Source organism: Kitasatospora sp. NPDC056651 (assembly GCF_042792155.1).
Classification (GTDB): Bacteria; Actinomycetota; Actinomycetes; order Streptomycetales; family Streptomycetaceae; genus Kitasatospora.
Map to the genome: position 1 here is coordinate 41,935 of NZ_JBHTWX010000040.1, position 25,372 is coordinate 67,306.

Annotated in this window: 21 protein-coding genes and 1 pseudogene; 8 read left to right on the top strand and 14 right to left on the bottom strand. The window is 75.5% G+C overall.

Features of this window, described 5'->3' with window-relative positions; translation table 11 throughout:
- The first annotated feature begins 195 nt into the window (after positions 1-195).
- Positions 196-729 carry a MarR family winged helix-turn-helix transcriptional regulator gene (locus ACFRAR_RS17775; protein WP_380699003.1) on the top strand — a complete coding sequence of 178 codons (534 nt, stop codon included), beginning with the start codon at positions 196-198 and terminating at the stop codon, positions 727-729.
- Positions 720-1,961, top strand: coding sequence for an MFS transporter (locus ACFRAR_RS17780; RefSeq protein ID WP_380699004.1), 1,242 nt, complete (start codon positions 720-722; stop codon positions 1,959-1,961). Before ACFRAR_RS17775 ends, ACFRAR_RS17780 begins: the two co-directional genes overlap by 10 nt.
- A 50-nt stretch (positions 1,962-2,011) precedes the next feature.
- Here the strand turns inward: ACFRAR_RS17780 and ACFRAR_RS17785 are convergent, their stop codons facing one another.
- From ACFRAR_RS17785 to tgmA, 6 genes are all read right to left on the bottom strand, one after another.
- Positions 2,012-3,250, bottom strand: a complete 1,239-nt coding sequence (locus ACFRAR_RS17785; RefSeq protein WP_380699005.1) for a glycosyltransferase — start codon at positions 3,248-3,250, stop codon at positions 2,012-2,014.
- 91 nt (positions 3,251-3,341) lie between these two features.
- Positions 3,342-4,040 (bottom strand): hypothetical protein, encoded by a 699-nt coding sequence (locus ACFRAR_RS17790; RefSeq protein ID WP_380699006.1) that lies wholly within the window; start codon positions 4,038-4,040, stop codon positions 3,342-3,344.
- Positions 4,040-4,657, bottom strand: a complete 618-nt coding sequence (locus ACFRAR_RS17795; protein WP_380699007.1) for a SigE family RNA polymerase sigma factor — start codon at positions 4,655-4,657, stop codon at positions 4,040-4,042. Before ACFRAR_RS17795 ends, ACFRAR_RS17790 begins: the two co-directional genes overlap by 1 nt.
- A gap of 251 nt (positions 4,658-4,908) precedes the next feature.
- On the bottom strand, positions 4,909-6,051 hold the full coding sequence (gene tgmC / locus ACFRAR_RS17800) for an ATP-grasp peptide maturase system methyltransferase (RefSeq protein WP_380699008.1): 1,143 nt from the start codon (positions 6,049-6,051) through the stop codon (positions 4,909-4,911).
- Positions 6,048-7,016 carry an ATP-grasp ribosomal peptide maturase gene (gene tgmB, locus ACFRAR_RS17805; RefSeq protein WP_380699009.1) on the bottom strand — a complete coding sequence of 323 codons (969 nt, stop codon included), beginning with the start codon at positions 7,014-7,016 and terminating at the stop codon, positions 6,048-6,050. Before tgmB ends, tgmC begins: the two co-directional genes overlap by 4 nt.
- Positions 7,013-7,288 carry a putative ATP-grasp-modified RiPP gene (tgmA, locus tag ACFRAR_RS17810; RefSeq protein ID WP_380699010.1) on the bottom strand — a complete coding sequence of 92 codons (276 nt, stop codon included), beginning with the start codon at positions 7,286-7,288 and terminating at the stop codon, positions 7,013-7,015. The genes tgmB and tgmA overlap by 4 nt, the downstream gene beginning before the upstream one ends.
- A gap of 242 nt (positions 7,289-7,530) precedes the next feature.
- Between tgmA and ACFRAR_RS17815 the strand changes: the two genes are divergently transcribed.
- The 3 genes from ACFRAR_RS17815 (at position 7,531) to ACFRAR_RS17825 (ending at position 12,143) form a co-directional block, all read left to right on the top strand.
- Positions 7,531-8,340 (top strand): hypothetical protein, encoded by an 810-nt coding sequence (locus tag ACFRAR_RS17815; protein ID WP_380699011.1) that lies wholly within the window; start codon positions 7,531-7,533, stop codon positions 8,338-8,340.
- Between the two features lie 268 nt (positions 8,341-8,608).
- Positions 8,609-9,232, top strand: a complete 624-nt coding sequence (locus ACFRAR_RS17820) for an RraA family protein (RefSeq protein WP_380699012.1) — start codon at positions 8,609-8,611, stop codon at positions 9,230-9,232.
- Between the two features lie 100 nt (positions 9,233-9,332).
- A complete protein-coding gene (locus ACFRAR_RS17825; protein WP_380699013.1) occupies positions 9,333-12,143 on the top strand; it encodes a hypothetical protein in 2,811 nt (936 codons plus the stop codon).
- Positions 12,144-12,213: 70 nt separating this feature from the next.
- Here ACFRAR_RS17825 and ACFRAR_RS17830 read toward each other — a convergent pair whose 3' ends face one another.
- The 3 genes from ACFRAR_RS17830 to ACFRAR_RS17840 all read right to left on the bottom strand — a co-directional run bounded on the left by ACFRAR_RS17830 (position 12,214) and on the right by ACFRAR_RS17840 (position 15,335).
- Positions 12,214-13,611 carry an alpha/beta fold hydrolase gene (locus ACFRAR_RS17830; protein ID WP_380699014.1) on the bottom strand — a complete coding sequence of 466 codons (1,398 nt, stop codon included), beginning with the start codon at positions 13,609-13,611 and terminating at the stop codon, positions 12,214-12,216.
- A gap of 203 nt (positions 13,612-13,814) precedes the next feature.
- Complete coding sequence (locus tag ACFRAR_RS17835; RefSeq protein WP_380699015.1) at positions 13,815-14,228, bottom strand: hypothetical protein; 414 nt, start codon at positions 14,226-14,228, stop codon at positions 13,815-13,817.
- 141 nt (positions 14,229-14,369) lie between these two features.
- Positions 14,370-15,335 carry a phosphatidylinositol-specific phospholipase C gene (locus tag ACFRAR_RS17840; protein ID WP_380699016.1) on the bottom strand — a complete coding sequence of 322 codons (966 nt, stop codon included), beginning with the start codon at positions 15,333-15,335 and terminating at the stop codon, positions 14,370-14,372.
- Between the two features lie 188 nt (positions 15,336-15,523).
- Here ACFRAR_RS17840 and ACFRAR_RS17845 point away from each other — a divergent pair, with 188 nt between their 5' ends.
- Both ACFRAR_RS17845 and secD read left to right on the top strand, forming a co-directional pair.
- Positions 15,524-15,970 (top strand): hypothetical protein, encoded by a 447-nt coding sequence (locus ACFRAR_RS17845; RefSeq protein WP_380699017.1) that lies wholly within the window; start codon positions 15,524-15,526, stop codon positions 15,968-15,970.
- A 176-nt stretch (positions 15,971-16,146) separates the two neighbouring features.
- Complete coding sequence (gene secD, locus ACFRAR_RS17850) at positions 16,147-18,462, top strand: protein translocase subunit SecD (protein ID WP_380699018.1); 2,316 nt, start codon at positions 16,147-16,149, stop codon at positions 18,460-18,462.
- 124 nt (positions 18,463-18,586) lie between these two features.
- Here secD and ACFRAR_RS17855 read toward each other — a convergent pair whose 3' ends face one another.
- From ACFRAR_RS17855 to ACFRAR_RS17870, 4 genes are all read right to left on the bottom strand, one after another.
- Entirely contained in the window at positions 18,587-19,831 is a 1,245-nt protein-coding gene (locus tag ACFRAR_RS17855; protein WP_380699019.1) for a hypothetical protein, read from the bottom strand.
- Between the two features lie 55 nt (positions 19,832-19,886).
- A complete protein-coding gene (locus ACFRAR_RS17860) occupies positions 19,887-20,375 on the bottom strand; it encodes a hypothetical protein (RefSeq protein WP_380699020.1) in 489 nt (162 codons plus the stop codon).
- 432 nt (positions 20,376-20,807) lie between these two features.
- Entirely contained in the window at positions 20,808-22,022 is a 1,215-nt protein-coding gene (locus ACFRAR_RS17865; protein WP_380699021.1) for an MFS transporter, read from the bottom strand.
- 146 nt (positions 22,023-22,168) lie between these two features.
- Positions 22,169-23,107 carry a LysR family transcriptional regulator gene (locus ACFRAR_RS17870; protein ID WP_380699022.1) on the bottom strand — a complete coding sequence of 313 codons (939 nt, stop codon included), beginning with the start codon at positions 23,105-23,107 and terminating at the stop codon, positions 22,169-22,171.
- Between the two features lie 444 nt (positions 23,108-23,551).
- Between ACFRAR_RS17870 and ACFRAR_RS17875 the strand changes: the two genes are divergently transcribed.
- Positions 23,552-24,625, top strand: a complete 1,074-nt coding sequence (locus ACFRAR_RS17875; RefSeq protein WP_380699023.1) for a BTAD domain-containing putative transcriptional regulator — start codon at positions 23,552-23,554, stop codon at positions 24,623-24,625.
- 88 nt (positions 24,626-24,713) lie between these two features.
- Here ACFRAR_RS17875 and ACFRAR_RS17880 read toward each other — a convergent pair.
- Positions 24,714-25,280 (bottom strand): annotated as a pseudogene (locus ACFRAR_RS17880) (alpha/beta hydrolase-fold protein); the annotation flags it as partial.
- Positions 25,281-25,372 lie beyond the last annotated feature (92 nt).

Consider the following 25,372-nt stretch of genomic DNA (forward strand, 5'->3'; position numbering starts at 1 on the left):
CGCCCCCCTATGAGTCAGTCCAGTGTGGGGACGCCGGGGCCGCCCGACAAGCCCCGGGAGGGCGTGGACCGGGGCCGGGGGAGGTACCGGGGAGCGCCGGGACCACACCCGGCGCACCCGGCGCACGCGGCGCTCACGCTGTCGCACCCCACAAAAAGCAACAGTGCTTGTACAAGTGCTGTTACGATGCGCCGCATGGCCGACGACCCCCACGCACCAGACCCCCGCACACCCGACCCCCACGCACCCGACCCGACGAGGCAGAGCCTCTGGCGCCCCCTGCGCCTGCTCCAGGCCTCGATCGACGCCGACATCGCCCGGGTCTACTCCGAGCGGCGGATCGACGGGCTCAAGCCCAGCTACGTCATGGAACTGCTGCGCCTCCACGCCGACGGCCCGATGACCATCGCGGAACTGGCCGAGTCGGTCCAGCGCACCCACTCGGCGCTCAGCCAGAAGGTCGCCGCGATGCGCGAGGCCGGCTGGGTCCACACCGTCGTCGGCGAGGACGCGCGCACCAGGAAGGTCGCGCTCACCGACCAGGCGCGCGGCGTCGTGGACCGCCTGGCGGCGGAATGGCGGGCCACCGAGGCCGCGATCGCCGACCTGGAGGCGGAGATCCCCTACCCGCTCTCCCGGGTCGTCACCGACCTCGAACGGGCCCTGGAGCGCAGGAGCTTCCGCGACCGGATCGCCGAGAAGCTGGCGCAGGACCCGGCATGGGACTGAGGCGCACCCTGATCGACGTGACCCCGTTACGGACGTCACCGGCGTTCCGGCGGCTGTGGATCGGGCAGACCCTGTCCGGCTTCGGCAGCCAGATGACGCTCGTCGCCGTCATCTTCCAGGTCTGGCAGGAGACGGAGAGCCCCACCTGGACGGGCGCCGTCGGACTGGCCCAGGCGGTCCCGCTCATCGCGCTCGGACTGTTCGCCGGATCGCTCGTCGACCGGGTGGACCGCCGCAGGTTCTACCTCCTCGCGCTCGGCGGACAGGCCGTGTGCTCGCTCCTCCTCGCGGTGCAGGGCTTCCTCGGGGACGTTCCCGCCGCCGGCGTCCTGGCGCTGGTCGCCCTCCAGTCCTGCTTCGTCGCGGGCAGCGGCCCCGCCTCGCGCACCTTCATCCCGCAGCTGCTGCCCAAGCACCAGCTGGCCGCGGGTCTGGCGCTGCGGGGAATCGCCTTCCAGGGCGCCATGCTGCTCGGCCCCGCGCTGAGCGGACTGATCGTGGGCTGGCTGGGAGTCGGCGCCTGCTACCTGGTCGACGCCCTGACCTTCACCGCCGCGCTTTACGGCGCGTTCGGCCTGCCGAGGACGGCCCCCGGGGACGAGCCCGCGCGGCCGGGCCTGCGCGGAGTGCTCGACGGCCTGGCCTTCCTGGTGCGCACCCCCGTCATCCGCGGGGCCCTGCTCACCGACCTGGCCGCCACCGTGCTGTCGATGCCCACCAGCCTGTTCCCCCTGGTCAACGCCGAACGGTTCGGCGGCAACCCCCGCACCCTCGGGCTGTTCCTCACGGCCATCGCCGTCGGCGGCGTCGCGGCGTCGCTGTTCTCCGGAACCTTCACCCGCCTGCCCCGCCCCGGCCTGGTCATGCTCGGCGGATCCGCCGTCTGGGGCGTCTCGTTGGCGCTGTTCGGACTGACGCCCGGCCCCTGGGCCGGCCTCGCCCTCCTCGCCGTGGCCGGCGCCGCCGACACCGTCTCCGTGGTCTCCCGCAGCACCGTCGTCCAGACGCACACCCCGCCCGAACTGCTCGGCCGGGTGAGCGCCGCCGAACAGATCGTCGGACAGGCGGGGCCGGACGTCGGCAGCATGCGCGGCGGCCTCGTCGCGGACGCCACGTCAGGAGCGGCGGCCCTGGTCAGCGGCGGCCTGCTGTGCCTGGGCGCCGTCGTCGTGGTCGGCGCCACCACGACGGACCTGCGCGGCTCCACCGCACCACCCCCGACCGGCCCGTGAGCGCTGCCCGGCCGAGGCGTCCCCGGCCGGGCAGGCCGACGGTGCCGGCCTCAGCGGCCGGCGTCGCCCGTCCGGCCGCCGTCGCCGATCCGGGCGACGTGGTCGAGGACCGCGCCGGCGCCGTCCTCGTCCGCCATCAGCGCGGCGATCTCGGCCGCGCGGCGGCGGACCGGCTCGGCCAGGGCGGCCGTGATCGCGGCGGCGAGGCGCTCGGCGGTGAGCTCCTCGAACGGCACCGGCCGCGGGGCGACGCCCAGCCGGTGCAGCCGGGCCGCCCAGAACGGCTGGTCGGCCATGACGGGCACCGGCACGGCCGGGACCCCGGCGCGCAGCGCCGCGCCGGTGGTGCCCGCCCCGGCGTGGTGGACGACGGCGGCCATCCGGGGGAACAGCCAGTCGTGGGGCAGGTCGCCGACGGAGAGCACGCCGTCGCCCGCCGCCGCCAGCCCGGCCCAGCCCGCCTGGACCACCGCGCGCACCCCCGCCTGCCGCACCGCCGCCGTCACCAGCTCGCCGAGCCGCTCGCCCTCGCCCGGTGCCATGCTGCCGAAACCGATGAACACCGGCGCCGGACCGGCCTGGAGGAAGTCGACCACCTCGGCCGGAGGCTGCCAGCCCAGCGGCCGGGCGGGCCACCAGAAACCCGCCACCTCGACCGGCGCCGGCCAGTCCGCCGGGCGCCCCAGCAGTCGGGGGCTGTACCCGTGGACGACCGGACGGGTGTACCCGAGCGGCTCCGGCGGCGTCGCCCCGGAAAGGCCGAGGCGCTCGCGCATCGGCGCCACCGCGCCCGAGAACAGCCGCTCGGCGCTGTGCAGCCGCTCCCGGCCGGCGGCGAGGTTGCCCTCCGGCCCCAGGTCCTCGGCGCCGGCCGGGCCGGGCAGCGGGAACTCCCGGGTGGCGAAGGCGGGCGTGAGGTAGGTGCCGAGGACGGGCACGCCGTGGGCCTGCGCCGCCGACTGGGCCAGCGGCGAGGGGGCGAAGGCGGTGAGCAGCAGGTCGGCGCCGCCCGCCACCGCGTCCGCCACGCCGTCGGCGAGCCCGTCCACGAACGCCCTCATCAGCGCGCGGGTCTCCTCCCTGGAGGTCGCCCGGGCCCGGGCGCGGATGAGCTCCTCCGGGTCCCCCGGCAGCGGCCGGTGCTCCAGGCCGCAGGACTCCAGCAGCGCCGCGAAGGAGGGGTGGGCGACCACGGCGACCTCGTGCCCGGTGTCCACCAGGCGCCGGCCCAGGCCCGTGAACGGTGCGACGTCGCCGCGGGAGCCGGTGGTGACGATCAGAATGCGCATGGGGGCGATTCTGCACCGGCCGGCCGGCGCCGGTCTCCCGAATATCCGCGACCGCCGGTCAGCCCGGTTCGGGGCAGCGGCCCGGTCCGGTTCAGGGCGACAGCGTCTTGCTCGCCAGCACCCTCCCCTGGGCGTCGTACGCGGCGAGCCTGATGCCGTCGAGCGGGTACGCCGCCGGACCGTCGGAGCTCTTCTGGCTCGGCCCCCAGACGTAGCCGGCGGCGAAGCCCGGGTCGCCGGGGAGCGAGGCGACGGTGGCCCAGTACGACTTGCCGTCCCGCTCCATGGCCATCCGGGCGACCTTCCCGGGCCCGTGGTAGACGAGGTTGTACAGGCCTTCCCGGTACTGCGGCGGGTTCCCGTAGTACTGCATGGTGATCTCGGTCGCGTCTCCCGCCCAGGTGTACCCGCCGCACCCCGGGTCGCTCTTGTAGGCGGGCTCGTCGTGGATGCAGACTTCCCGGTCCGCCAGCCGCATCCACCAGCCGGGGCGGTCGAGCGGCAGCTGCCGGCCGGGCTCCACCACCACGGCCTCGGGGGCCGGCCCGTCCGGCAGCAGCGGAGGCCGTGCGGCCGCCGAGGTCCGGACCTCCTGCTGCCCGGACAGCACCGCCCCCGTCCCGGCCAGCACCGTGAGCGCGGCCACCACGGCCGACGCCCCCACCGCCACCCGGCGCCGCCGCCGCTGCCGGTGCACGTGGTCCCGGACGGGAGCGGCGGACCAGTCCGCCACCGCGACCAGGGCCGCCTCCTCGCGCAGCGCGCCACGCACCATGTCCTCGGTGTCCATCACTTGTCGCCTCCGTCCGTGCCGTCGATCGTCGAACCGCTGCCCGCCGCGTACGGGGCCAGTGCCGGGTGGCCGCGCAGCTTCGCCAGGCCCCGGCTGGCCTGGCTCTTCACGTTGCCCGGGGAGCAGCCGAGCACCTCGGCGACCTGGCGCTCGCTCATGTCCTCCCAGTAGCGCAGGACGACCGCGGCCCGCTGGCGCGGCGGCAGCTCCGCCAGCGCCTGGATCAGCACCGAGCGCTCCTCGACCCGGTGGCCGCCGCCCCCGGCGGACGCCCGGTCGGGCAGCACGGGCACCAGCAGCTGCCGGACCCGGCGCCGCCGGTGACGGCTCAGGTTGTTGTTCACCAGGGCCCGGTGGACGTAGGCGTCCGGCTCCTCCAGGCGGCTGATCCGGGACCAGTTCCTGAACACCTTGGCGAACGTCGCCTGCACCACGTCCTCGGCCTCGTGGTAGTCGCCCGTGAGCAGGTAGGCGGTGCGCACCAGCCGGGGCCAGCGGGAGGCGGCGAACGCCTCGAAGCCGAGCTCCCGCAGGCCGGGCCCGCTCGCGGAAGCCGGTGTGGCGACGGGCCGGGGCCGGTCCTCCACCGGGATGTGCCATGTACTCGCGGTCATCCGGTTCCTCTTCGTCCGTGCGACGATCCGGCCGGACCGTCGTTCTGCCCTACTCACCGCCGCGCGGTCGAAAGGGTTGCACGGCGCCGCGGAGCATCCCGGGCGACGAGGACGGGCGACGAGGACGGGCGACGAGGACGGGCGACGAGGACGGCCGACGGGAGCGGCCGACGAGGACGGGACACGGTACCCGGGTACGGCTACCGGACGAGCGGGGGCCGCCGACGGCGACGGCTGCCGACGGCCGCCGCTCAGATCGGCAGGTTCCAGCCCGGGCCGTCCTCCCCGCCGATCCACACCCGCTGCCCGGCCGCCGAGACCGTGATCCCGAAGCCCTCCTGGTGCGGCTCGCCGGCCCGCCGCCACAGCCGGACGGCCTCCTCGACCCGGTCCCACAGCCGCAGCGGGCCGCGCTGGGTGACGGTCCATCCGCCGTCGGCGCGGGGCGTGGTGCGGGCCTGGGAGCCGGTGGCGACGTCGGAGAGGATCTGCGTCCCGCCGCCGCCCATGCGCTCGGCGGAGGGGGCGGCGAGCTGGGCGACCCAGCCGCCGGTCCAGCCGTCGAGGACGGCCGGGTCGATCAGGCTCGGCCGTTCGTCGCCGGGCAGCATGGCGAGGGTCGAGTGCGGCGGGCGGTCGTGCGGGCGGGCGATCATGAAGCTGGTGTAGCCGGGCAGGAAGCGGCCGGTGGCCTCGCCGGGACCGGTCACGGTGAGCTCCGCCAGGCCCGAGGCGTAGCTCCAGCCCGACACGGTGACCAGGATGCGGCCGCCCGGCTTCACCTGGTGCAGCCAGGGCAGCGGCAGGTAGCGGACGGAGCAGGTGGCGATCAGCCGGTCGTAGGCGCCGCCGCCCGGGTCGCCGCGCAGCCCGTCGCCGACGACCAGGCGGGGCGCGTAGCCGGCGGTCCGCAGGGCGGCGGCGGCGCGCTCGGCCACCCGCGGGTCGTACTCGACGCTGGTGACGTTCGCGTCCCCGAGCCGGTGGGCGCCCAGCGCGGTCGAGTAGCCGGTGCCGGTGCCGATCTCCAGGACGCGGTGCCCGCTGTCCGTCCCGAGCCGCTGCCACATCCCGAGGACGAGGGACGGCAGCGTCGAGGAGGACGACGGGGCCCCGACCACCGGCTGCCCGCCCACGTCGTCGGCGCCGGTGCGGCCGTCGAGCTGGGTGACGAGGGTGCGGTCGCTGTAGACCCCCTCCAGCCAGCCGGGGTCCGTCGGCCGCACCGCCCGGTAGGCGGTCGGGCCGCCGCCCTCGACGGGAAGGAAGTAGGACCCGGCGAAGACCTCACGGGGAACCGCCTCGGCCGCCTTGATCCAGTCCGGATCGGACAGCTCGCCGTTCTCGGCGAGGCCGGCCGCCAGGGCGGCGCGCAGCTCTTGGGAGGTGCTCATGCGTCGGGGCCTCTCTGTAGCTCGTCGGCGAGGGCGTGGGCGATGCGCTCGGTGGTCCCGGGCGGCTGCCACGCCCACTGGCCGTTGGGGTTGCATTCGAGGAAGGACCAGTCGCCGTCACCCGTCACGGCGAAGTCGAACGCCCCGAACACCAGCCGGAAGTGGCCCAGGTAGTCGGCCACGGACCGCGCGACCGGCTCGGGCACGGCGATCGGCGTGCAGGCCATCAGGTCCTGCCGGTGGCGCCAGTCGAGGTCCGGGCTGTCGATCCGGATCCCGAACAGCCGGTCGCCGACGGCGGTCACCCGGACGTCGAACGCCTTGGGGACGCGGGCCTGGAACAGGTGCGGGCAGGCCCGGACCGCGTCCGTGATCTCCCGCGCCCGCACCTCCCGCACCCACACCGCCCGCGGCTCGCCGTCGACGGAGTACGGGGTGTTCCACACGGGCTTGTAGACCGCCCCGGCGGGCTGGCGGGCCACGAAGTCCCGTGCCTCCCGCGGGTCGTTGGTGATCAGGGTGTCCGGGACGGCGAACCCGAGGCGCTGCGCGGCGGCGAGCTGGGCGGGCTTGTGCTCCGCGGCGCGGTTGGCCCACGGGTGGTTGACGTAGTGCGCCCCGGGGAGGGAGGCGAGGACGCCGCCCGCGCCCCACAGGGACTGCGCGGCGGCGAAGCGGCGCTCCTGGCCGTCGAGGTCGGCCGGTCCCTCGTAGGGCGAGGCCCGGCGCACCCACACGGACCCCACCTCGGTGAGGTCGAGCTCACGGCTCGGGGTGCGCAGGGTGCCCCGCCGGCCGCCCGTACGGAACGAGGCGGTCAGCGAGGTGCCCGTGTGCAGGTCGGTGCCGGGGTCGAGACGGACCACGGGAACGCGGCGCTGCGCGAGGACGCGCAGGACGACGTCCGCGGTGACGTCGCAGGGGTTGGTCAGGACCAGCACCGGCCGTGTGCGGTGGAGCGTCAACTGGCGCTCTGGTCCTGGTCGTAGGACTCGGTGCTGTCGGCGTCCGTCGAGCCGCCCGGCCCGGCCCCGTCGCCGGGGCGGGTGGTGGTCGGGGTGAGCCCACTGGTGCTGGTGCCGTGGGAACCCAGTTCCACCGTGCGGCCGTCCTCGTCCACGACGACCGCGATCTGCGTCTCGGGGTCGATCACGGGAGTGAGCGCCGGGAGCGTGGCAGTGGTGGGCGCGTACGGCGTCATCCTGCCGATGCCCCACGGTACGGGCGTCTGCGTCATTGCATCCTCCTCGTAGCGATGGTGCCGGTTCACTGGCCAACACTCTGCCGATGCGCGGGGCCGCTTTCAAGTCCGCCAAGGAGGACGGAATATGCCAGGTTGACGGAATGTCCCCGTCCTCCCGCCCGGCCGCGCCGGAGGCCCTCCCGGGACCCGGGCGGGCCGCAACCGCGGGCCGCGCGGCGGCGTCCACCTGGATACGAACGGTCGCTCGACCGCCGCACTTCGGGGGGACTTGGCACATGCCGATCAACGACGCCGTACCCGCGCCACCGCCGCACGGCTCCCCGCCGCCGTGCCCGGGCTGCGCGATGACCGACCAGGTCCGCCGGGTACCGGCGGTCCACCTGGGCGAGCGGCGCAGCGTCACCGTGCGCTCCTCCGGCCGCGACGGCCGCTCCGGCGGCACCGAGACCCGCGAGGAGGTCTCCGCCCTCGGCCGGGCCCTGGCACCCGCGCCGCCCACGACCGGCCCGGCCGTCCAGGCCCTGGTGCCCCTCGCCTTCGCGGCGATGCTCGGCGCGGTCTTCACCTTCGTCGAGGGCATGAGGCAGCGCGATGCGGCCACCACCCACACGCCCGACTTCTCACCACCGGACTGGGTGACGAAGAACCCGGGATTCTCCGGCGACCTCCCGGGATTCCCCGGTGACTTCCCCGGCGACCGCCCAAGCCTCCCCGGCGGCCTCCACACCCACCTCCCGGGCTTCCCGGGGGCCGATCAGGCCTCGCCGCTCCCGGAGGCGGCGGCCCCGCTCGCCGACGCGAGCGGCACCCCGACCGTGCTCCTGGTCTCGTACCTGCTCCTGGCCGTTGCCGTCGCGCTGGCGGCGGGCGCGATCGCGCTGTACCGCGCCAGGCGGCGGCGACTGGCGGGCCGGCCCCGGGCCGAACGGCTCTGGAACCAGGCCTGGTACTGCGCCCGTTGCGGCACCGCGCACTTCCCGCCCACCGCCGGACAGGGCACCGGGGCCCTCGGCCTCGCGGAGTTCCGCGAGGCGGTCTGGACGGCGGGCGGCTACGGCGACCTCGCCGGGCGCCACCGGGCGTAGACCCGGCGCCGGGACCGCCCCGCGACCCGTCGAGGGCGGAGCGCACCCGGGTACAGTCCGTCCGGCAACCCACACGGGGGAACGGGGGAACGGGGGAAGGCCGCTTGCGGCATGCCCGGCCTCCTCGCCTCCTCTGCCGACCGGCGCCGGGGGGAGGGGGAGGAGGGGTGGCCGGGTGCCGGCAGCGGAACGTCCCTGGCCACCCGCCCTCGTGAACGCCTGCGCCCGGACGCCCCGTTAGGCAGAGAGAACGAGAGAGAAGGACCAGATGAGCGCCTACAGCCCCTACCGGGACATTCCGCCCACCACGCTCGCCGACCTCCTCGGCCGCCCGCAGGTCATGGACGCCGGCATCCGGCCGCTGTGGACGCCCGTGCCACGCGTCGCCGGCCCGGCGTACACCGTCCGGTGCGTGCCCGGCGACAACCTCATGCTGCACGCGGCGATCCACCGCGCCGAGCCGGGATCGGTCGTCGTCGTCGAGTCCGGAGACCTGGACCACGCCCTCGCCGGCGGCAACGTGTGCGCCGTCGCACAGCGCCGGGGCATCGCCGCCTTCGTGGCCGACGGCCTCCTGCGGGACCTCGGCGAGATCCGTGAGGCCGGCTTCCCCGTCTTCGCCCGCGGCGTCATCCCGATCCCGGGAACGAAGAAGGCCCTCGGCGGCCTGGGCGAACCGGTGCGCTGCGGCGGCGTGCTGGTGCGTCCCGGGGACATCGTGGTCGCCGACGAGGAGGGCGTCGTGGTCACCCCCGCCGACCGGCAGGCGCAGGTGCTGAGTGCGGCCCGGACCAAACTCGCCCAGGAGGCGGCGCAGAGCCTCGACGCCTGGGAGCAACTGCACCGGGCCCGGATCGACGAGGCGCTGGGCGAACTCGGCTTCACCGGCTGACCGTGCCAACCCCGGAGTACCCCCGAGGGTTCTTTGTTTCGGCGGCGCCGGACGCCGCCGTCGAGACGTGGCCGACCGTGCCGCGCCACGTGGAGGAGATGTGACCACCCAGGCCGGCACCCGCGTGCCCACCACCGACACCACCCACCGCCCCGCGCGCTGGGTACGCACCAGACTGCGGGCGAGCCCGGGGGCCGCGCTGCTCATGGCGGCCCTCGTGTTCGTCACCGTCTTCCTGGCGGCGGCCTTCCCCCGCGTCGCGGACCGGGGCGCGGACACGGCGCTCCAGGACTTCGTCAGCCAGAAGAGCCTCAACCAGACCAGCCTGCGCACCGCCTCCAAGGTCCGCGAGCACGACGACGCGGCCACGCTCGACCAGGTGCGCGGGCACCTGGCCGACGCGCTCGGCCGACAGCTGACGCCGGCCCCGGGCGAGGCCTACGGCGCCCGCGCCGTCGCCACCCGCACCATGGGCAATCCGGGCTACGTCCACCTCTCGGACAAGCACCCCCTGCCGGACCTCGACCTGCTCTACCTGCACGACCTGGCAGGCAAGGTCACCCTCACCGACGGCACCTGGCCCGCCCCCGGCGCCGCCGACGGCGGCCCGCTGCCGATCGTGATCAGCAAGCAGGCCGCCGAGACCATCCACATCAAGCTCGGCGACGTCGTCGACAACGGCGCCGACGGCACGGGCGCCCCGCGGACCACCACCGTCGTCGGCCTCTACCAGGCCAAGGACCCCCAGGACCCGTTCTGGACCGACCTCGGCTGCCCGCTGCGCGCCTGCCTCAGGCTCGAGCCCGAGTTCGAACGCTGGACGACCACCGGGTTCGTCGACGGCGCCAGTCTGCCCGCGATGGCCCGGTGGGGTTCGAGCGCGGAGAACTTCTGGCGGCTGCCCGTCGACCCCGCCTCGCTGCACGCCGACCGGCTCGACCGCACCCGCGACGCCGTCAACTCCCTGCTGACCGGACCCGACGCCACCGCCCTGGCCGCCGCGACCGGACGCGCCGACCTGCACACCAGCTCGGACCTGCCCGACATCCTCGCCCGGGCCGACGAACGCTACCGGGCCTCACTGTCGCTCAGCAGCATCGGCCCGGCCGGCGCGGCGGGCGTCGCCACCGTCGTGCTGTTCCTGGCCGCCGCCCTCACCATCGACCGGCGAGCCGGCGAGATCAGGCTGCTGCGGGCCCGCGGCGGCTCCCTCGCCGGGGTGCTGCGACGACTGGTCGCCGAGGGCGCGGTCACCGTCCTGCCGGCCGCCGCCCTCGCGACGGCCCTCGCCCTGGTGCTGCTGCCCACCCCCCGCTGGGGCAGCCCGGTGCTGGCGGCCCTGACCGTCGCCCTCATCGCCCTGCTGGCCTTCCCGGCCCGCGCGGCCCTGCTGTGGGCACGCCCGAGGGCGGCCGGCGGCCGACGCCGGCTGGTCGGCGAACTCACCGTCCTGGCGATCACCGCGGCGGCCGTGGCGGAACTCCGCCGCCGGGGCGTCGGCACCGGCGCCGGACTGGACCCCCTGCTGGTCACGGCCCCGCTGCTGCTCGCCGTCACCGGCGGACTGCTGCTGGCCAGGATCGAACCGGTGGTGGTCGGCCGGCTGGCCGCTCTCGCCGCTCGGGGCCGCGGACCGATCGGCTTCCTCGGCCTGGCCCGCGCCGCCCGCGACGGCACGGGCCGCCGCAAGCCCTCCGCGCTGCCGCTGCTCGCCCTGCTCATCGCCGTCACCACGACCGGCTTCGGCGCCACCGTGCTCGACACCGTCGACCACGTACGCGTCCGCGCCGCGCGCATCGCCACCGGCGGCGACATCGGCGTCTCCCTCCCGGACTACGCCACCCTGACCGAGCCGTTCACCGAGACGGCCCGCGCCCTGCCGGGCGTCCGGGCCTCGACCGCCGTGTGGGTCGAGCCCAAGACCCGCGTCATCGGCGCCGACCAGCGCGGCACCGACGTCTACCTGCTGATGGTGGTCGACCCGGCCGCCTACGCCGAGATCGCCCGGACCCTCGGCGCCGGCGGGTTCGACCCGGCGAAACTGGCCGCGGCACCCGGCGGCCCGGACACCCCGGTGCCCGCGCTGGTCAGCCCCGGCCTCGCCGAACGCCTCGCCGCGGGGACGAGCTCGGTGCGCACCCCCAACGGCAACGACCTGCGCCTGTCCGTCACCGGGACCGTCACCGCCACCCCCGCCCTGCCGGACCCGGGCAAGCCCTTCGTCGTCGTCCCCGCCGGCGCCGCCTGGGAACGGCTGCCGGACGCCAGGCGGGTGAACAAGTGGTTCGCCGTCGGCGACGTCGACCCCGAAGCGGTCAGGACGGTCCTGCGGGACAACGCCGGAGCCCAGCCCGTCGGCCTCGCCAAGCTGGTCGCGGACGAGGCCGCGGCCAGCGGCAAGTCCACCCACGGACTGCCCACCGGATACACGGTGCACGGCAGCCGGGAGACCGCCGTCGCACTCGGCGACGACCCGCTGCAGCGCGCCGCCGGGCGCCTGTTCTGGTACGCGGGCCTCGCCGCCGCCGGATTCGCCCTGCTCGCCGTACTGCTGACGCTGGTACGGGCCGCGCCCGACCGCACGGCCGTGCTCGCCCGGCTGCGCACCATGGGCCTGCGGCCCCGCCAGGGGCTGGCCCTGATCATGACCGAGGCGCTGCCGCAGACCCTGGCGGCGGCCGTCGGCGGCGGCCTGGTCGCGCTGGCGGCGGTCGCCCTGCTGGGCGGCGCCTTCGACATCTCGACGCTGGTCGGCGTCAAGGTCGCGGAGGCCATCACCCCCGTGCTGGCGCCGGTGCTGCTGCCCACCGTGGGCCTGGCCCTGCTGGTCGCCCTCGGGGTGGTGGCGGAGACGCTGGTCGCCGGCCGGCGCCGGATCGCCACCGAACTGCGGGCGGGGGAGCCGGCCTGACACCGTGCCGGGGGACGGGGCGGCCCGCCGCTTCGTCCCCCGGCACGGAACGGCCCGCCGGCGGCTCCCGCTACCTCAGCAGGAAGTCGTAGACCGCCTGCCTCCCGGCCGGGTTCGCCGCCCGGTTCTGCACCGAGTGCGCCGCCCCGGGCACGATCACGATCTCCGGGTCGTGCGCCAACTCGGCCGTCTGGTCGATCAGTTCGTACGGCGTGGCCAGGTCGCGGTCGCCGCCGAGCAGCAGCACCGGCACGTTCGGCAGCCTGCGGTGCGCCGGTGGCGCCGGCGGCACCTGCTCGCGCGGCCAGTCCAGGCAGACCAGGAGGCTGCCGAGCCCGGTCGCGGTCGCCGGGTCGTACGGCCAGGTCTGCTCGGCGGTCAGCCGCTGCCGGGTGCGCTCCAGCGCGGCCGCCCGGCCCGCGACGGGGGTGTCGGTGGTGCCCCACGGGAAGCGCGAGTCGGCGCACAGAGTCGCGGAGTGCAGCCCTTGGCTGAGCTCCTCGGCCGGGGCCGCGTCGACCTCCCGGTGGACGAGGTCGAAGAAGTCCCGGAGCTTCGCGGGCTGCCCGGCGGCGGCCTCGTGCAGGATCTCCGGGACGCCGCCGAAGTCCGGGTCGATGAACTCGTAGCCGGTGAGCGCGCTGAGGATCTTCGCCCCGTTGCCGTACCGCCGGACGGTGGCGGCGAGGTCGGCGGCCGGGTCGGTGGTGCAGCCGGTGGCCCGGCAGGCGGCCCGCAGCACCCGGGCGGTGGCGGGCAGCGCGGCCAGGTCGAGCGGGTCGAGGCCCTGGGGCGGCGCCACCGAGTCGAGCACCAGCCGGGCCACGTGCGCCGGGTGGGCGAGCGCGTACCGCTCGGCGACGAAGGTGCCGTACGAGACGCCGTCCAGGGTCAGGCGCCGGTCGCCGAGGGCGCGGCGCAGCAGGTCGATGTCGGCGACGGTGTCCGCCGAGCTGTAGAAGCGGGCGTTCGGGCCGAGGGCGGCGGCGCAGTCGGCGACGGACTGCCTGCGGGGTACGGCGAGGTCGGAGGAGCCCATGTCCTCCTGGAGGCCGGGGCACTGGAGCGCTCCCCGGCCGGTGCCGCGCTGGTCGAACATCACCAGCCGGTAGTCCTTGAGGACGGGCGCCAGCTTGCCGGCGATCCGCCGCATCGTCGGCACGCCGGGCTGGCCGGGGCCGCCGGTGAGGAACAGCAGGTCGCCCCTCGGGGCGTTGGTGTTGCCGGTGACGGCCACCGCGAGGTCGAGGGTGCCGGGGGCGGCGCCGCTGTGGTCGAGCGGGACGGTGAGGGTCCCGCAGGTGAACTCGGGGGCGTCCGGGCAGGGCGCCCACCCGGTGATCCCGCCGCCGCCCCGGTCCGTTCCGGCGGTGGCGGCGAAGCCGGCCGAAGGGGCGGCCAGGGTGGTGCCGGCGATCACCGCGACGGCGCCCAGCAGGGCGGCGACGCGGCCACGCGTGCTCGTCATGTTCGTCCTTCCGCTCGCGCACCGCGCCCGTGCGGACGCGGTCACGGGGAACAGCCTGCCCCTCGCCGGGGCCGTGGCACCTGTGGACGGGCGGAACCGGGTGTCGTTCCCCGATTTCCCCGACCGGCGGTCACACCGTCTCGTCCGGACTCGCCCCAGTCGGGCTTCGTTCGGTGCTGCGAGGGATCCGGGCGGATCGACGGTCAGCGCGGATAGGTGCGGAACCGGGCCTTGCGCAGGCGGTACAGATGGGCGACCGGATCGCCCGGCCAGTCGTCCGCACCCTCCTCGTCGAAGTCCTCGGGCACCGCGCGGGCGATCGCGTCGCGCGCCTTGAGCAGGAGTTCCCGGCTTTCCCGCCAGGGCGCGGCGCCCCCGCCGTCCGGTTCTGCCCCTCGGGGCCGATCGTTCGCCAGTTCCTCGCCGGATTCCAGTGCGTCGGCCAGCCTGGCCAGGCCGTCGCGCAGCACGGCCGCGATCTCCCGCAGGTCGGGATCGTCCATGCCGCGATAGGACCAGTGGTGGTTCATGGCGTACGCGAACACCTGGGCGGCGTCGGCCAGTTCGTGGGCGGCGTGGCTGCCGATGGGGCGGCCCGACGCGGAGGTGTCGTCCATGGTGTCCTTCGGTCCGGGCCACTGGTCAGCCCGGAGACTACCAACGCGGCCACCTCGGGGGCACCGGAGTTCCGGGCGGCGGGGGGAGGGTGTGGATCCGGTGTCCGTCCGGAGCTCGCCGAATGACCGGCCGGGCCGCCGCTAGGCGAGGTTCTGGACGACGTTCTTGTCGATCAGCATCCGCAGCACGTTGACGTGGAGGTCCGGGAAGTCCATCGGCACGATGCCGAACCGGGCGCGCTGCTGGGTGCGGGCGCTCAGGTACGGGTAGACCGTGCGGTCCATCAGTGACTGCGAGCTGGTCCTGGGCCAGTAGCCACCCGCGTACGAGAGGAAGTTGACGAACATCTTCGGGTAGGACGGGTTGGCGAAGGCCTTGTCGAACTGGGCGACGATGCGCCCGCCCTTGGTGCCGAGGGGGTCGAGGCCGCCGGTCTGCCAGAGGTCCTGGGTGTCGAAGTAGCCGTTCTCGCCGCTGGACCAGTCGATCAGGTCCCACGGGTTGGCGAAGTCGGCGATCAGGACGACCTTTCCGCGGGCGGTGGCGAGGGTCGGCCAGCCGTGGAAGTGGAACAGGCCGCGGTAGCCCAGCGCGTCGAGGTAGTGGTCGACCCGCCGCATGAACTCGGTGTCGTCGAGCGCCTGGCCGCCGGCGCGCTCGTTGCGCAGCCGCATCAGGACGGTTTCGCCGGGGTGGGTCCGGAGGAAGTCGCGGCACTGGTCGAGCACGTCCTGGAGGCGCAGGTGCTGGTAGGCGTCGGCGTGGTAGATCCCGAGCTCGTCGGGGGCGCCCTGGAGGCCGTTGCAGCGGATGTCGAGGAAGCGGATGCCCTCGGTCAGCTGCTGGGGGAGGCCCCAGTTCTGGGTGTGCGACCACTCGGTGCCGTAGGCGGGGTTCTCGCAGCAGGAGTCGTGGGTGCCGGGGATGGTGAGGTCCAGCAGGGAGACGCCGGCGTCCAGGCGGCTCATCCAGCTGTCGGTCGGCAGGCCGCGCGGGGTGGTGGCGACGGCGGCCGCCCGGGCGCTGCCGGGCAGGGCGAGGCCGGTGACGGCGCCGGCGGCGAGGCCCGCGCCCCAGGTGAGAAGCTCACGACGTGCGATGCCCATGGTGCGGCTCCCAGGTGTCCGTCGGTCAGGTCGTTCCTTCGAGTCGTGCGCTTGTCATCCTGGAGTACGGGACAGCTGCTTTGACAGGTTCACGGCGCAGAAAATTCCGCGGCCGGCAACGCCGTCGCCTACAGTGAGAGCTTCTTGCGGACGGGACCGGGTGACGGCACGAGCGGGGAGGGGGCGCAGTGGAGCGACGCGTACGTCGGACCGCGGCGGCCGCGCTGTCCTGCGCGTTCCTCGCGGTCTGGGCCGTCTGCCAGGTCCTCCTCGGCGCGACGACAGGCACGGCGACGGGCGCGGCGCGGCCGGTCCCCGACGCGCCGCCCGCCGTCGCGGCCCCGGTCGCCCCCGCTCCCGCCCCCGCCGCCGTACGGCTCGGCCCGGCGGGCGCCGAGGTCCGGCGCACCGCGGACCGCCCCGACGTCGACGTCGTCCGGCGGCAGACCGCCGCCGCCGAGCCCGGCGTCCGGCTGCCCGCGCTCCCGCCGGCCGCGCTCCCGGCCGCCCGGACCGACGCCCCCCGGCCCCGTCCCGGGACGTACGCCTCGGGGCCGCGTCAGGAACGGGCGCCGCCGTCCGGCCACTACGACCCCCGCCACACCCGCGGTCCCCCCTCCACCCGGTCCAGCTGACGTTCCACCGCGCCCGCCGACCGGGTGCCGCGGCCTGCCCGCGGCCCGGACGGGAGGACTCCGGCCACCGTGCCCGGAGCGTTCCCGGCGGCGCACCGTCCCCTCGCGTCCGCCCGTCCCGGGTGCGGCGTCCCCCTGCGGACGCCCGGCTCCCGCGGACCGCCCGTGGAGTACCCATGCCTACTCGCCGTGCCACGTTCTGGCGCGCGCTCGTCGCGCTCGCCGTCGTCGGTGTCTCGCTCTACGTCGCCCTGACCACCCCGCCACGCCTCGGCCTCGACCTGCGCGGCGGCACCCGGATCGTCCTGGAGACCCGGGACTCGCCCACCGTCCGCGCCGACGCGGACGCCACCGACCGGGCACTGGAGGTGCTGCGCCGCCGGGTCGACGGCCTCGGCGTCGCCGAGGCCTCGCTCACCCGCGCCGGGGAGCAGCGCATCGTCGTCGAACTCCCCGGCGTCCAGGACCCCCGCGAGGCCGCCGGGGTCATCGGCCGCACCGCCCAGCTCACCTTCCACCCCGTCACCGCGACCGCCGACGGCCCGGCCGGACCCCCCGCCGCGGACGGCTCCCGGGTCCTCGCCGACCCCGCCCTCCCCGGCGGCCACCTGCGGCTGGGCCCGCCGGAACTGACCGGCGACGGCGTCAAGGACGCCTCGGCCGTCCTCGACACCCGCACGGGCCTCGGCTGGAGCATCGACCTCTCCTTCCGCGGCTCGGCCGGCGACGCCTGGGCCCGGCTCACCGGCCACGCGGCGTGCGCCGCGCCCACCGACCCCGCCCGCCGGGTCGCCATCGTGCTCGACGACCGCGTCCTGTCCGCCCCCGGCGTCCAGGACAGCGTGCCCTGCGGGCAGGGGATCACCGGCGGTTCGACGCAGATCACCGGCGGCTTCTCGGCCGACGAGGCCCGGGACCTCGCCGCCCTGGTCAAGGGCGGCGCCCTGCCCGTCCCGGTGACGGTGATCGAACAGAGCACCGTCGGCCCCACCCTCGGCGCCGAGGCGATCCGGGCCAGCGCCCTGGCCGCCGTCATCGGCCTGCTCTGCACCGGCGCCTTCGTCATCGCCGTGTACCGCCTGCTCGGCGTGCTGGCCACCGTCGCGCTCGCCCTCTACGGACTGATCTCGTACGCCGCCGTGGTCGCCCTCGGCGCGACGCTCACCCTGCCCGGGCTGGCCGGCTTCGTGCTCGCCATCGGCATGGCGGTGGACGCCAACGTGCTGGTCTTCGAACGGGCCAGGGAGGAGTACACCGCTCCCCGGGCGGCCGGCCCCGGCAGGGAACGCGACCTGCGGCGCCCGCTCCGCGTCGGATTCGCGAAGGCGTGGAGCGCCGTGGCCGACTCCAACGTGACGACGCTGCTCGCCGCCGGGCTGCTCTTCGCGTTCGCCACCGGCCCGGTCAAGGGCTTCGGGGTGACGCTCTCGATCGGCGTGCTGGCCTCGATGTTCTCCGCCATGCTGATCACCCGGCTGCTCGCCGAGTGGGCGGTGCGCCGGCCCGCCGTCGTCCGGCGGCCCACCCTCACCGGCATGGCCACCGTCGGCCGGATCCGGACCCGGCTGACCCGCCGTCCGCCCCGGCTGATGCGCCACCGGCGGCGCTGGCTGGGCGCCTGCGCAGGCCTGCTGCTGCTCGCCCTGGCCGGGATCGGCGGACGCGGCCTGGACTTCGGCGTCGAGTTCACCGGCGGCCGGGCGGCGCAGTACACCGCCACGCAGCGGGTCGACGCGGACGCCGCCCGCGCGGCCGTGGTCGACGCCGGATTCCCGCAGGCCACGGTGCAGACCACCGGCGACATCGGCGTGTCCGTCCGCACCAAGGAGACCGGCGACGACCACCAGCAGCGCATCCGGGAGGCACTCACCGGCGTCACCGGCGAACTGTCCGTGGAACGCGACGAACTGATCGGACCGAGCCTCGGCAACGAACTGCGCGGCTACGCGCTGGCCGCGCTCGGGCTCGCGGTCGCCGCCCAACTGCTCTACCTGACGATCCGCTTCCGGTGGACCCTCGCGGCCGCCGCGGTGATCGCGATGGCGCAGGACCTGCTGATCGTCCTCGGCCTCTTCGCCTGGCTGGGCAAGCCGGTGGACAGCGTCTTCCTCGCCGCGCTGCTCACCATCGTCGGGTATTCGGTCAACGACACGGTCGTGGTCCTGGACCGGCTGCGCGAGCTGCGCCGGACCGGGACGAAGACGAGCTGGGCGGATCTCGCGGACCGCGCCGTGGCGCAGACCCTCCCCCGGACGGTGAACACCGGCATGGGGGCGCTGTTCGTCCTGATGGCCCTGGCGCTCCTCGGCGGCGACTCGCTCACCGACTTCGCGGTGGCGTTGCTGGCCGGGGTCCTGGTGGGCACGGCGTCCACGGTGTTCACCGCGATGCCGGTGGTCGTGCTGCTCCAGGACCGGTTCCCGGAACGGCCGCGGGAGGCCCGGGAGGCCAAGGCGGCCCGGGCGCGCGACCACAACGGGGCGGTGGTCTGACGCGCACCGGTTCGCGGCGGTGAGGCCGTCGCGACCGCCCGGGTAGCGGGGCCGGGGCCGGGGCGGCGCCGGCCACGGCCGGACGGCCGGTCATCCCGGGGACCGGCCGTCCGGTGGTGTGGCGTCAGCGAGTCCAGACGACCGGACGGGCGGCGACGGGCTCGCCGGCCGCGTCGAGTTCGACGGCGATTCCGGCGACCACCCCGGCGTCGTTGATGAAGCTCGCGTGGGCGTACGGGCTGAGCGGGGACGGCGGGAGCGGCACGGCCGTCCCATCCGGCCGCCACAGCAGTGCCGTGGTCCGGTTCCAGTCGGGGCCCTGCACGTCGCCGACGGCCGTGCCCGTGCTGTTGACCGCCATCGCCTCGCTCTGCCGGCCGGCGGGGCCGTCCAGCAGGGTCTGCGCACCGTGCCGGTTCCAGCGGGCGGCGAACGTGGAGCGGTTGGCGTCGAAGGCCGCCCCGACGGCGGTGCCCGCGCTGTTGACGGCCCTCGCCCGGCCGTAGCCGGCGTCGCGGACGGCGCCGTCGGGCGTCCAGACCAGCACCCGGTCGAACTCGTACTCGCCGTCCCCGACCCGCCGCCCCTGCCCGAGCACTACGCCGTTGTGGGACATCCGGACCACCCGGGCCCCGTCGACGCCCGGCGGGAGCGGCAGGGCGCTCACGGCGCCCGACGGGCTCCAGAGCACCGGGGTCTCCTTGTAGTGGCCGTCGGCGAGGCGACGCTCGGAGGTGCCGGCGATGACGCCCGCGTCGCTGACGGAGACGGCGTCGCCGGCGTCGTCGCCGGGCAGCGGCGGCAGGTCGACCCGGGTGCCGTCGGGCTGCCACTTCACCGGCATGGACCGGTAGGCGTAGTCGTACGCGCCGCCGACCACGACACCGGCGTTGTTGATTCCCTGCGCGTTGCCGCCGAGGACTCCGGCGGGCAGCGGCAGGGGGGTCGGGGTGCCGTCCGGAGCCCAGCGGATCGGGTGGTTGTCGGCCAGGCTCCGGGAGGACGCCCCGATCACGGTGCCGGTGTCGTTGATCCCCGACGGGTGGGCCGACAGGTCGCCGGGCAGCGCCGCCAGCGTGGTGTAGCCGAGGTGGTCGGGGTGCCAGCGGATGGCGTGCGGGGCGGACTGGCCGGGGACGTTCGGGTGGTACTCGCCGATGACGGAGCCGTCGCGGCTCAGGCCCCACACCAGGCTGTAGGCGGTGTTCGGCGGGGTCGGGAGGAACCGCGGGGCCGGCAGCGACGTCGACGTCGACGTCGACGGAGCGGCGGGGGCGGCCGTCGCGGTCGGGGCCGCGCCGAGGACGAGGGCGGCGGCCGTCGCGGCGGAAGCGAGGGCGGCGGGGCGGCGGGTGCGCGAGCCGGTCATGCGGAGGGCTCCTGATTCGTCGAGGTGCGGGGGAGGCGTGTACCGGGCGCGGCCATCAGGACGTCCAGACCATCGCGCGCGGGAGGTCCTGGGTGTTCGACGCGTCGTACCAGGTGGCCTCGCCGACGATCACCCCCGATCCGTTGACGCTCAGGGCCCGGGCGCAGGGGCCGAGCGAGGACGGCGGGAGCGGTACGGCCGTGCCGTCGGGCCGCCACAGCAGCGGCGTGGTGCGCCTCGGGCTCGGGCCGTCCGCGAAGCCGACGACCGTACTGGAAATCGGGCGGGTGGCGTTCTCGCCGGGCAGCGGTTCCAGGGTGGTGACGCCGGCCCGGTGGGCGTTCCAGCGCAGCGCGCGCGGGGCGAACGTGCCGGGGATGTTCAGGCAGGTCTCGCCGAGGATGTCGCCCGCCTCGTTGAGGCCGGACGCCGAGCTGAGCGGGGCGGCGTTCGCGGGCAGCGGAAGCAGGTGGGGGGTCGGCGGCGGTGGCGCGCCCGGGCCGGCGGCCATGGCGCCTCTGCGCGGAGTGGGGGAACCGGCCATCCGGAAACTCCTGTCTCGTCAACGGTCAGATGTGTCAAGAGAGTTGATGTTCCGTCGGGTGCGGGCTGGTCGGGTGCCCGGTCCAGGGGGCCAAGTCTCGTTCCACCGGTGGTTCGTCGCAGGGAGATCCCCGAAACGGCCGGAATCCGTCACCTCGTTCGTGTGCGGTCGTCGGCCCGCGATCACCCCCGTTGCCGGAGCGCTTCCCGGGGGCCGCCGCCTCCGCCGGTGCCCCGGGCACGCGGGGTGAAGGACATCGCTTTCCGGCCCGCCCGGCCAGGAGTGCGCGGCCGACCGCCCGGCGAACCCGGGGCGGTCGGCCGTTCCGCCGTTCCGTCGTGTCCGCCGTGTCCGCCGTGCCGGTCCGTCGGCCGGAGGGCAGGCGACGTGCGCGGGACCGTACGGCGGCGCCAGTGCGGCGCCGGCGCGGTGTCAGCGCGTGCGGCGGTGCAGCGCCGTGGTGGCGAGCGCGAGGGCCAGGCCGGTCGTGCCCAGGGCCGCCGCGATCCACAGCGAGGACGTGTAGCCCCGGCCCGCCGAGAGCGCCGCGCCCGCCAGCAGCGGGCCGCCCGCGTTGCCGACGTTGAACGCCGAGACATTGGCCGCCGAAGCGAGGTTGTCGGCGCCTTGGGCCGCCGCCAGCACCCGCGTCTGGGAGGGCGGGATCACCGCGGCCCCCACGACGCCGAAGAGCAGGAAGCCGACGATCGCGGCGGGCTTGCTGTGCACGGCGGGGATCAGGAGCGCGGAGACGACCGTGATCCCGGCGAGTGCCCCGTAGAGCGTGGGCAGCAGCGCCCGGTCCGCGAGCCGGCCGGCCAGCGGGGTGCCCACGACCATGCCGACGCCGATCAGGACCAGCACGAGCGGGACCGTACGGTCGTCGAAACCGGTGACCTCGGTGAGAAGGGGAGTGATGTAGGTGAGGATGGCGAGGTAGGGCGCCCAGCCGAAGGCGGTCGCCGCCAGGGCGAGCCAGACCCGGCCGCGCCGGAACGCCGCCAGCTCCCGGCGGAAGCCGGTGTCCCGCTGTCGGGGGATCGGCGGGACCAGCGTCGCGATCGCGGCCAGCAGCACCGCGCCGATGGCGGTCACCCCCCAGAACGCGGCCCGCCAGCCGAGCGCCTGACCCAGCGCGGTGCCGCCGGGGACGCCGAGCACGTTGGCGAGGCTCAGCCCCATGAAGACGGTGGCGATGGCACTGGCCTTGCGTTCCGGCGCGACGAGGCCCGCGGCCACGACGGCGGCGGTCCCCACGTAGGCACCTCCGGCGAGGGCCGACAGCACCCGCCCGACGAGCAGCACGCCGTATCCGGGGGCCAGCGCGCTGAGCAGACCGGCCGTCGTGAAGAGGCCGACCAGCCAGAGCAGCAGGTGCTTGCGGGGGAGCCTCGCGCCCAGGACCGTGAGCAGCGGGGCGCCCACGACCATGCCCACGGCGTAGCCCGACACGAGCAGGCCCGCCGTGGGCAGCGGGATGCCGAAGTCCGTGGCCACGTCGGGGAGCAGACCGGCGATGACCACCTCCGTGGTGCCGACGGCGAAGGCCCCGAGTGCGAGGGCCGACAGCGAGGCGATGCCCGCTCGTCGGGGAGGGGTGCCGGGTGTTCGGGTGGGGAGCGGGACTGCCGCGAGATCGTTCGTCACGCCCTTCAGCCTCGCGCCGCTTCCCGCCGGGATCAGCGCCCGTCCGCGCAACGATCGGTAAACCGGGCTTACCGATCGGCCGCGGGTGCGGGGCCCTGGGCGTTCGACGTGGGAGGCTCCTGGTCCGCGGTCTTCTGCCGGTCGGTCTACTGCCCGGCGGCCCTCGGCCCGTCCGTCGTCTGCCCGGCGGTCCCCAGTTCGGCCGCCAACTCGGCGGCCGCCTCGACGAAGGCCCGCACCCGCGCCGTCTCTCCCGCCGTACGCCACACCAGCCCGTACTCCACCGGCTCCGCGTCACTGAACGGCACGTACACCACGCCCCTCGGCGTGTAGTGCGCCGCGACATCGGCACCGACGGGGGAGATCCCCTGCCCGGCACCGACCATGGCCAGGGTCTCCTGCATCGTCGCCGCCGACCTGCCCCGCCGCACCGGCTGCCCGCTCGGGGTGTACGGCGGTGCCAGGTGCTGCTGCCAGTACTCCGGTACGTCGCCCGAGCACGCGAACACCCGGTCCCGTGCCAGGTCCTCCAGGGACACCGACCGCCGCTTGGCGAGCGTGTGGTTGGCCGGGACCGCGAGCATCCGGGGCACCCGGAGCACGACCGGACCACGGGTCAGGTCAGGCTCCGCGACCGGGAAGTGGGTGACCAGGACGTCCACCCGGCCGGTACGCAGCGGGCCGAGCAGGTCGCTGAGCTGGGTCTCGTGGATCCGCACCTCCGCGTCCGGGTGGAGGCGGCCGAAGGCCCGCGCCGCGTCCATCACGAACTCACCGGTCGCGCTTCCCAGATATCCGACCGGCAGGACGCCCGCGAAGCCCCGCGCCTCGGCCCGCGCCCGTGCCACGGCCTGTTCGACCCGCCGGTAGCCGGGCTCGACCTCCTCGTGGAGCCGACGGCCGAGAGGCGTGAGGCGCACCGTGCGGCTGGTCCGCTCGAAGAGCGGAGCGCCGATGCGGCGCTCCAGGCTCCGGATCGTCTGGCTGATCCTGGCGCGCGAGACGTGCAGCCGTTCGGCCGTGCGGCCGAAGTGCAGTTCGTCGGCGAGGATCAGGAAGCTCTCGATCTCCAGTCTTTCCAGCACCCGGTCGACGGTACCCCGTGGGCGGAGACCCATGAAGGGTCGCCCGCCTTTCGCCTCCGCCCGCCGTGGCGCACGGCGGAGCGCCCCGCCGTCGTGGACCGGGAGACGCCAGGGCACCATGGTCCGATGCTGGAGTTGCTGCCGGGCACCGGCGTGGTCCTGCCGGACGGAGCCGGGACGCTCACGTTCGCGTGCGCGGAGGGCGGGGACGGGCTCGTCGGCATCCTGCGTTAGCGCGGGGGGCGGGCCTACCGGATCCGGCCTGTCCTACCGGATCCGGCCGGACAGGCCGACAGGCCCGCTCCCGGACCGGCCTCGGGGAATCGCGCGGTTTACCGCTCCGCGCGCGGAGGTACCGTTCGCCTCGCAACGGTCCGCACGCGGTACGGGGAGCGGCGCGCGGGCCGGCGGAACCCAAGCGGGACTCTCGCCGAGGGGGGAGCGATGCCGACGACCGCCGGCACCGGCCGGACGGGCGCCGGGGAGCTCGGAGACCGGGAACGCGAAGTGCTCCACGCCGTCGGCTGTGGGCTGCGGGACGACGAGATCGCCACCGCCCTGGCCCTCTCCGAGGAGGCCGTGGCCGCGCACCTGGAGCGGATCCTCGGCAGACTCGGGCTGCGCGACCGGGCCGCCGCCATCGTCCACGCCTTCGACTGCGGGCTCGTCACCCCCGGCCAAGGCCCCCGGGCGCGGCCCGTACCCGCGGCGCCCCGTACCGCCGGGACCCGGACCTCCGGGATCCGGGTGGCGGAGCCCGTCGTGCGGATCGCGGTGCTCGGGCCGTTGCGCGCCTGGCAGGACGGGCGCGGCCTGGACCTCGGGCACCCGCGCCGGCAGGCGGTGCTCGCGGCCCTGGCGCTGCGCGCCGGGCGGGCCCTGAGCCGGCAGGAACTGCTGGACGGTGTCTGGGGATCGGAGCCGCCGGTCGCCAACGTGGTGCCGGTCCACATCTACCGGCTGCGCAGGACCCTGCGGATCGGGGACAGTCCGGACTCGGTGATCGGGCACGACCGGGGCGGCTACCGGCTGGTCCCCGGCGTGGCCGAGGTGGACGTGGCGCGGATGGAGGAGCTGGTCACCGCCGCCGGGGCGGCCCACCGGGCGGGCGACCTGATTGAGGCGGTCGGCCTCTGCTCCCGCGCGCTGGGCCTGTTCCGCGGGGAGCTCCTGGCCGGCCTGCCCGGTCCGCTCGCCGAGCTGGAGCGGCTGCGGCTCGGCGAGCGCAGGATCGCCGTCGCGCAGCGGAAGCTGGAGTGGCAGCTGCGGCTGGGCCGGTACGGGGAGGCGGTCGCCGAACTGTTCCCGCTGTCCACGGAGCACCCGTTGAACGAGCTGGTGGCCGCGATGCTGATGCGGGCGTTGTCCCGCTGCGGCCGGACGGCCGACGCCCTGGCCGTGTTCGACCGGACCCGCCGCCGGCTGGCCGAGGAGCTGGGCGTGCCGCCGGGCCGGGTGCTGCGCCAGACGTACCGGATGGTCCTGCGCGGGGACGAGGCCGGGGCCGGCCCCGGGTGACTCCGCTGACGGGACCGGGACCAGGATCAGCGCCGGGACCAGGTCCGGGGCCGACGGCGCGCGGGTGCGCCGGTCGTCGGCCGTCGGCTCAGGAGGCGAAGGCCGTCTCCAGCCGGGGGATCAGGTCCCGGAGGTCCTGCTCCCAGCAGCCGCCGTTGTGGCGGCCGTTGCACTGGGTGCCCCAGGTGGAACCGTCGCCGTAGTCGACGTAGTGGTAGGGCATGCCGAGGGCGTCCATGTGCTCCTTGACGTGCTTGGCGGCGCCTTCGAGCCAGAACTCGCCGTCGGTGACCGCGCCGTTCCCGTTGCCGACGTAGACGGAGATCCCGACTCCGGCGAGCCGGTCCATGTGCCGTGACGGGTCGACGTCGTTCCACCGCCAGTCCGCGTTGAACACCGGGTACGGCGAGCCGAACAGGGCGTCGCTGTCCACGGCGGGCTTGAAGGGGGAGTTCGCGGGGTCGCAGGTGCCGGAGGACAGGCCGCAGAGCACTCCCGGCCCGTCGACGAGGGAGGCGACGGCGGCCAGCCGCAGGTCCATGGAGTCGACCGAGAAGTCGATGCCGCCGGACAGGGAGGCGGTCTGGCTGAACAGGTCGGGGCGGTCCTGGGCGTAGTGGAAGGCCCCGAACCCGCCCATGGAGACGCCGGCGACCTTGGGTTCAAGGGGTCGTCGCAACACCGCTTGGTTTCAGACGGTGAGTAGATCACGTAGACGCTCGGCTGGGGTATCCCAGCCGAGCGTCT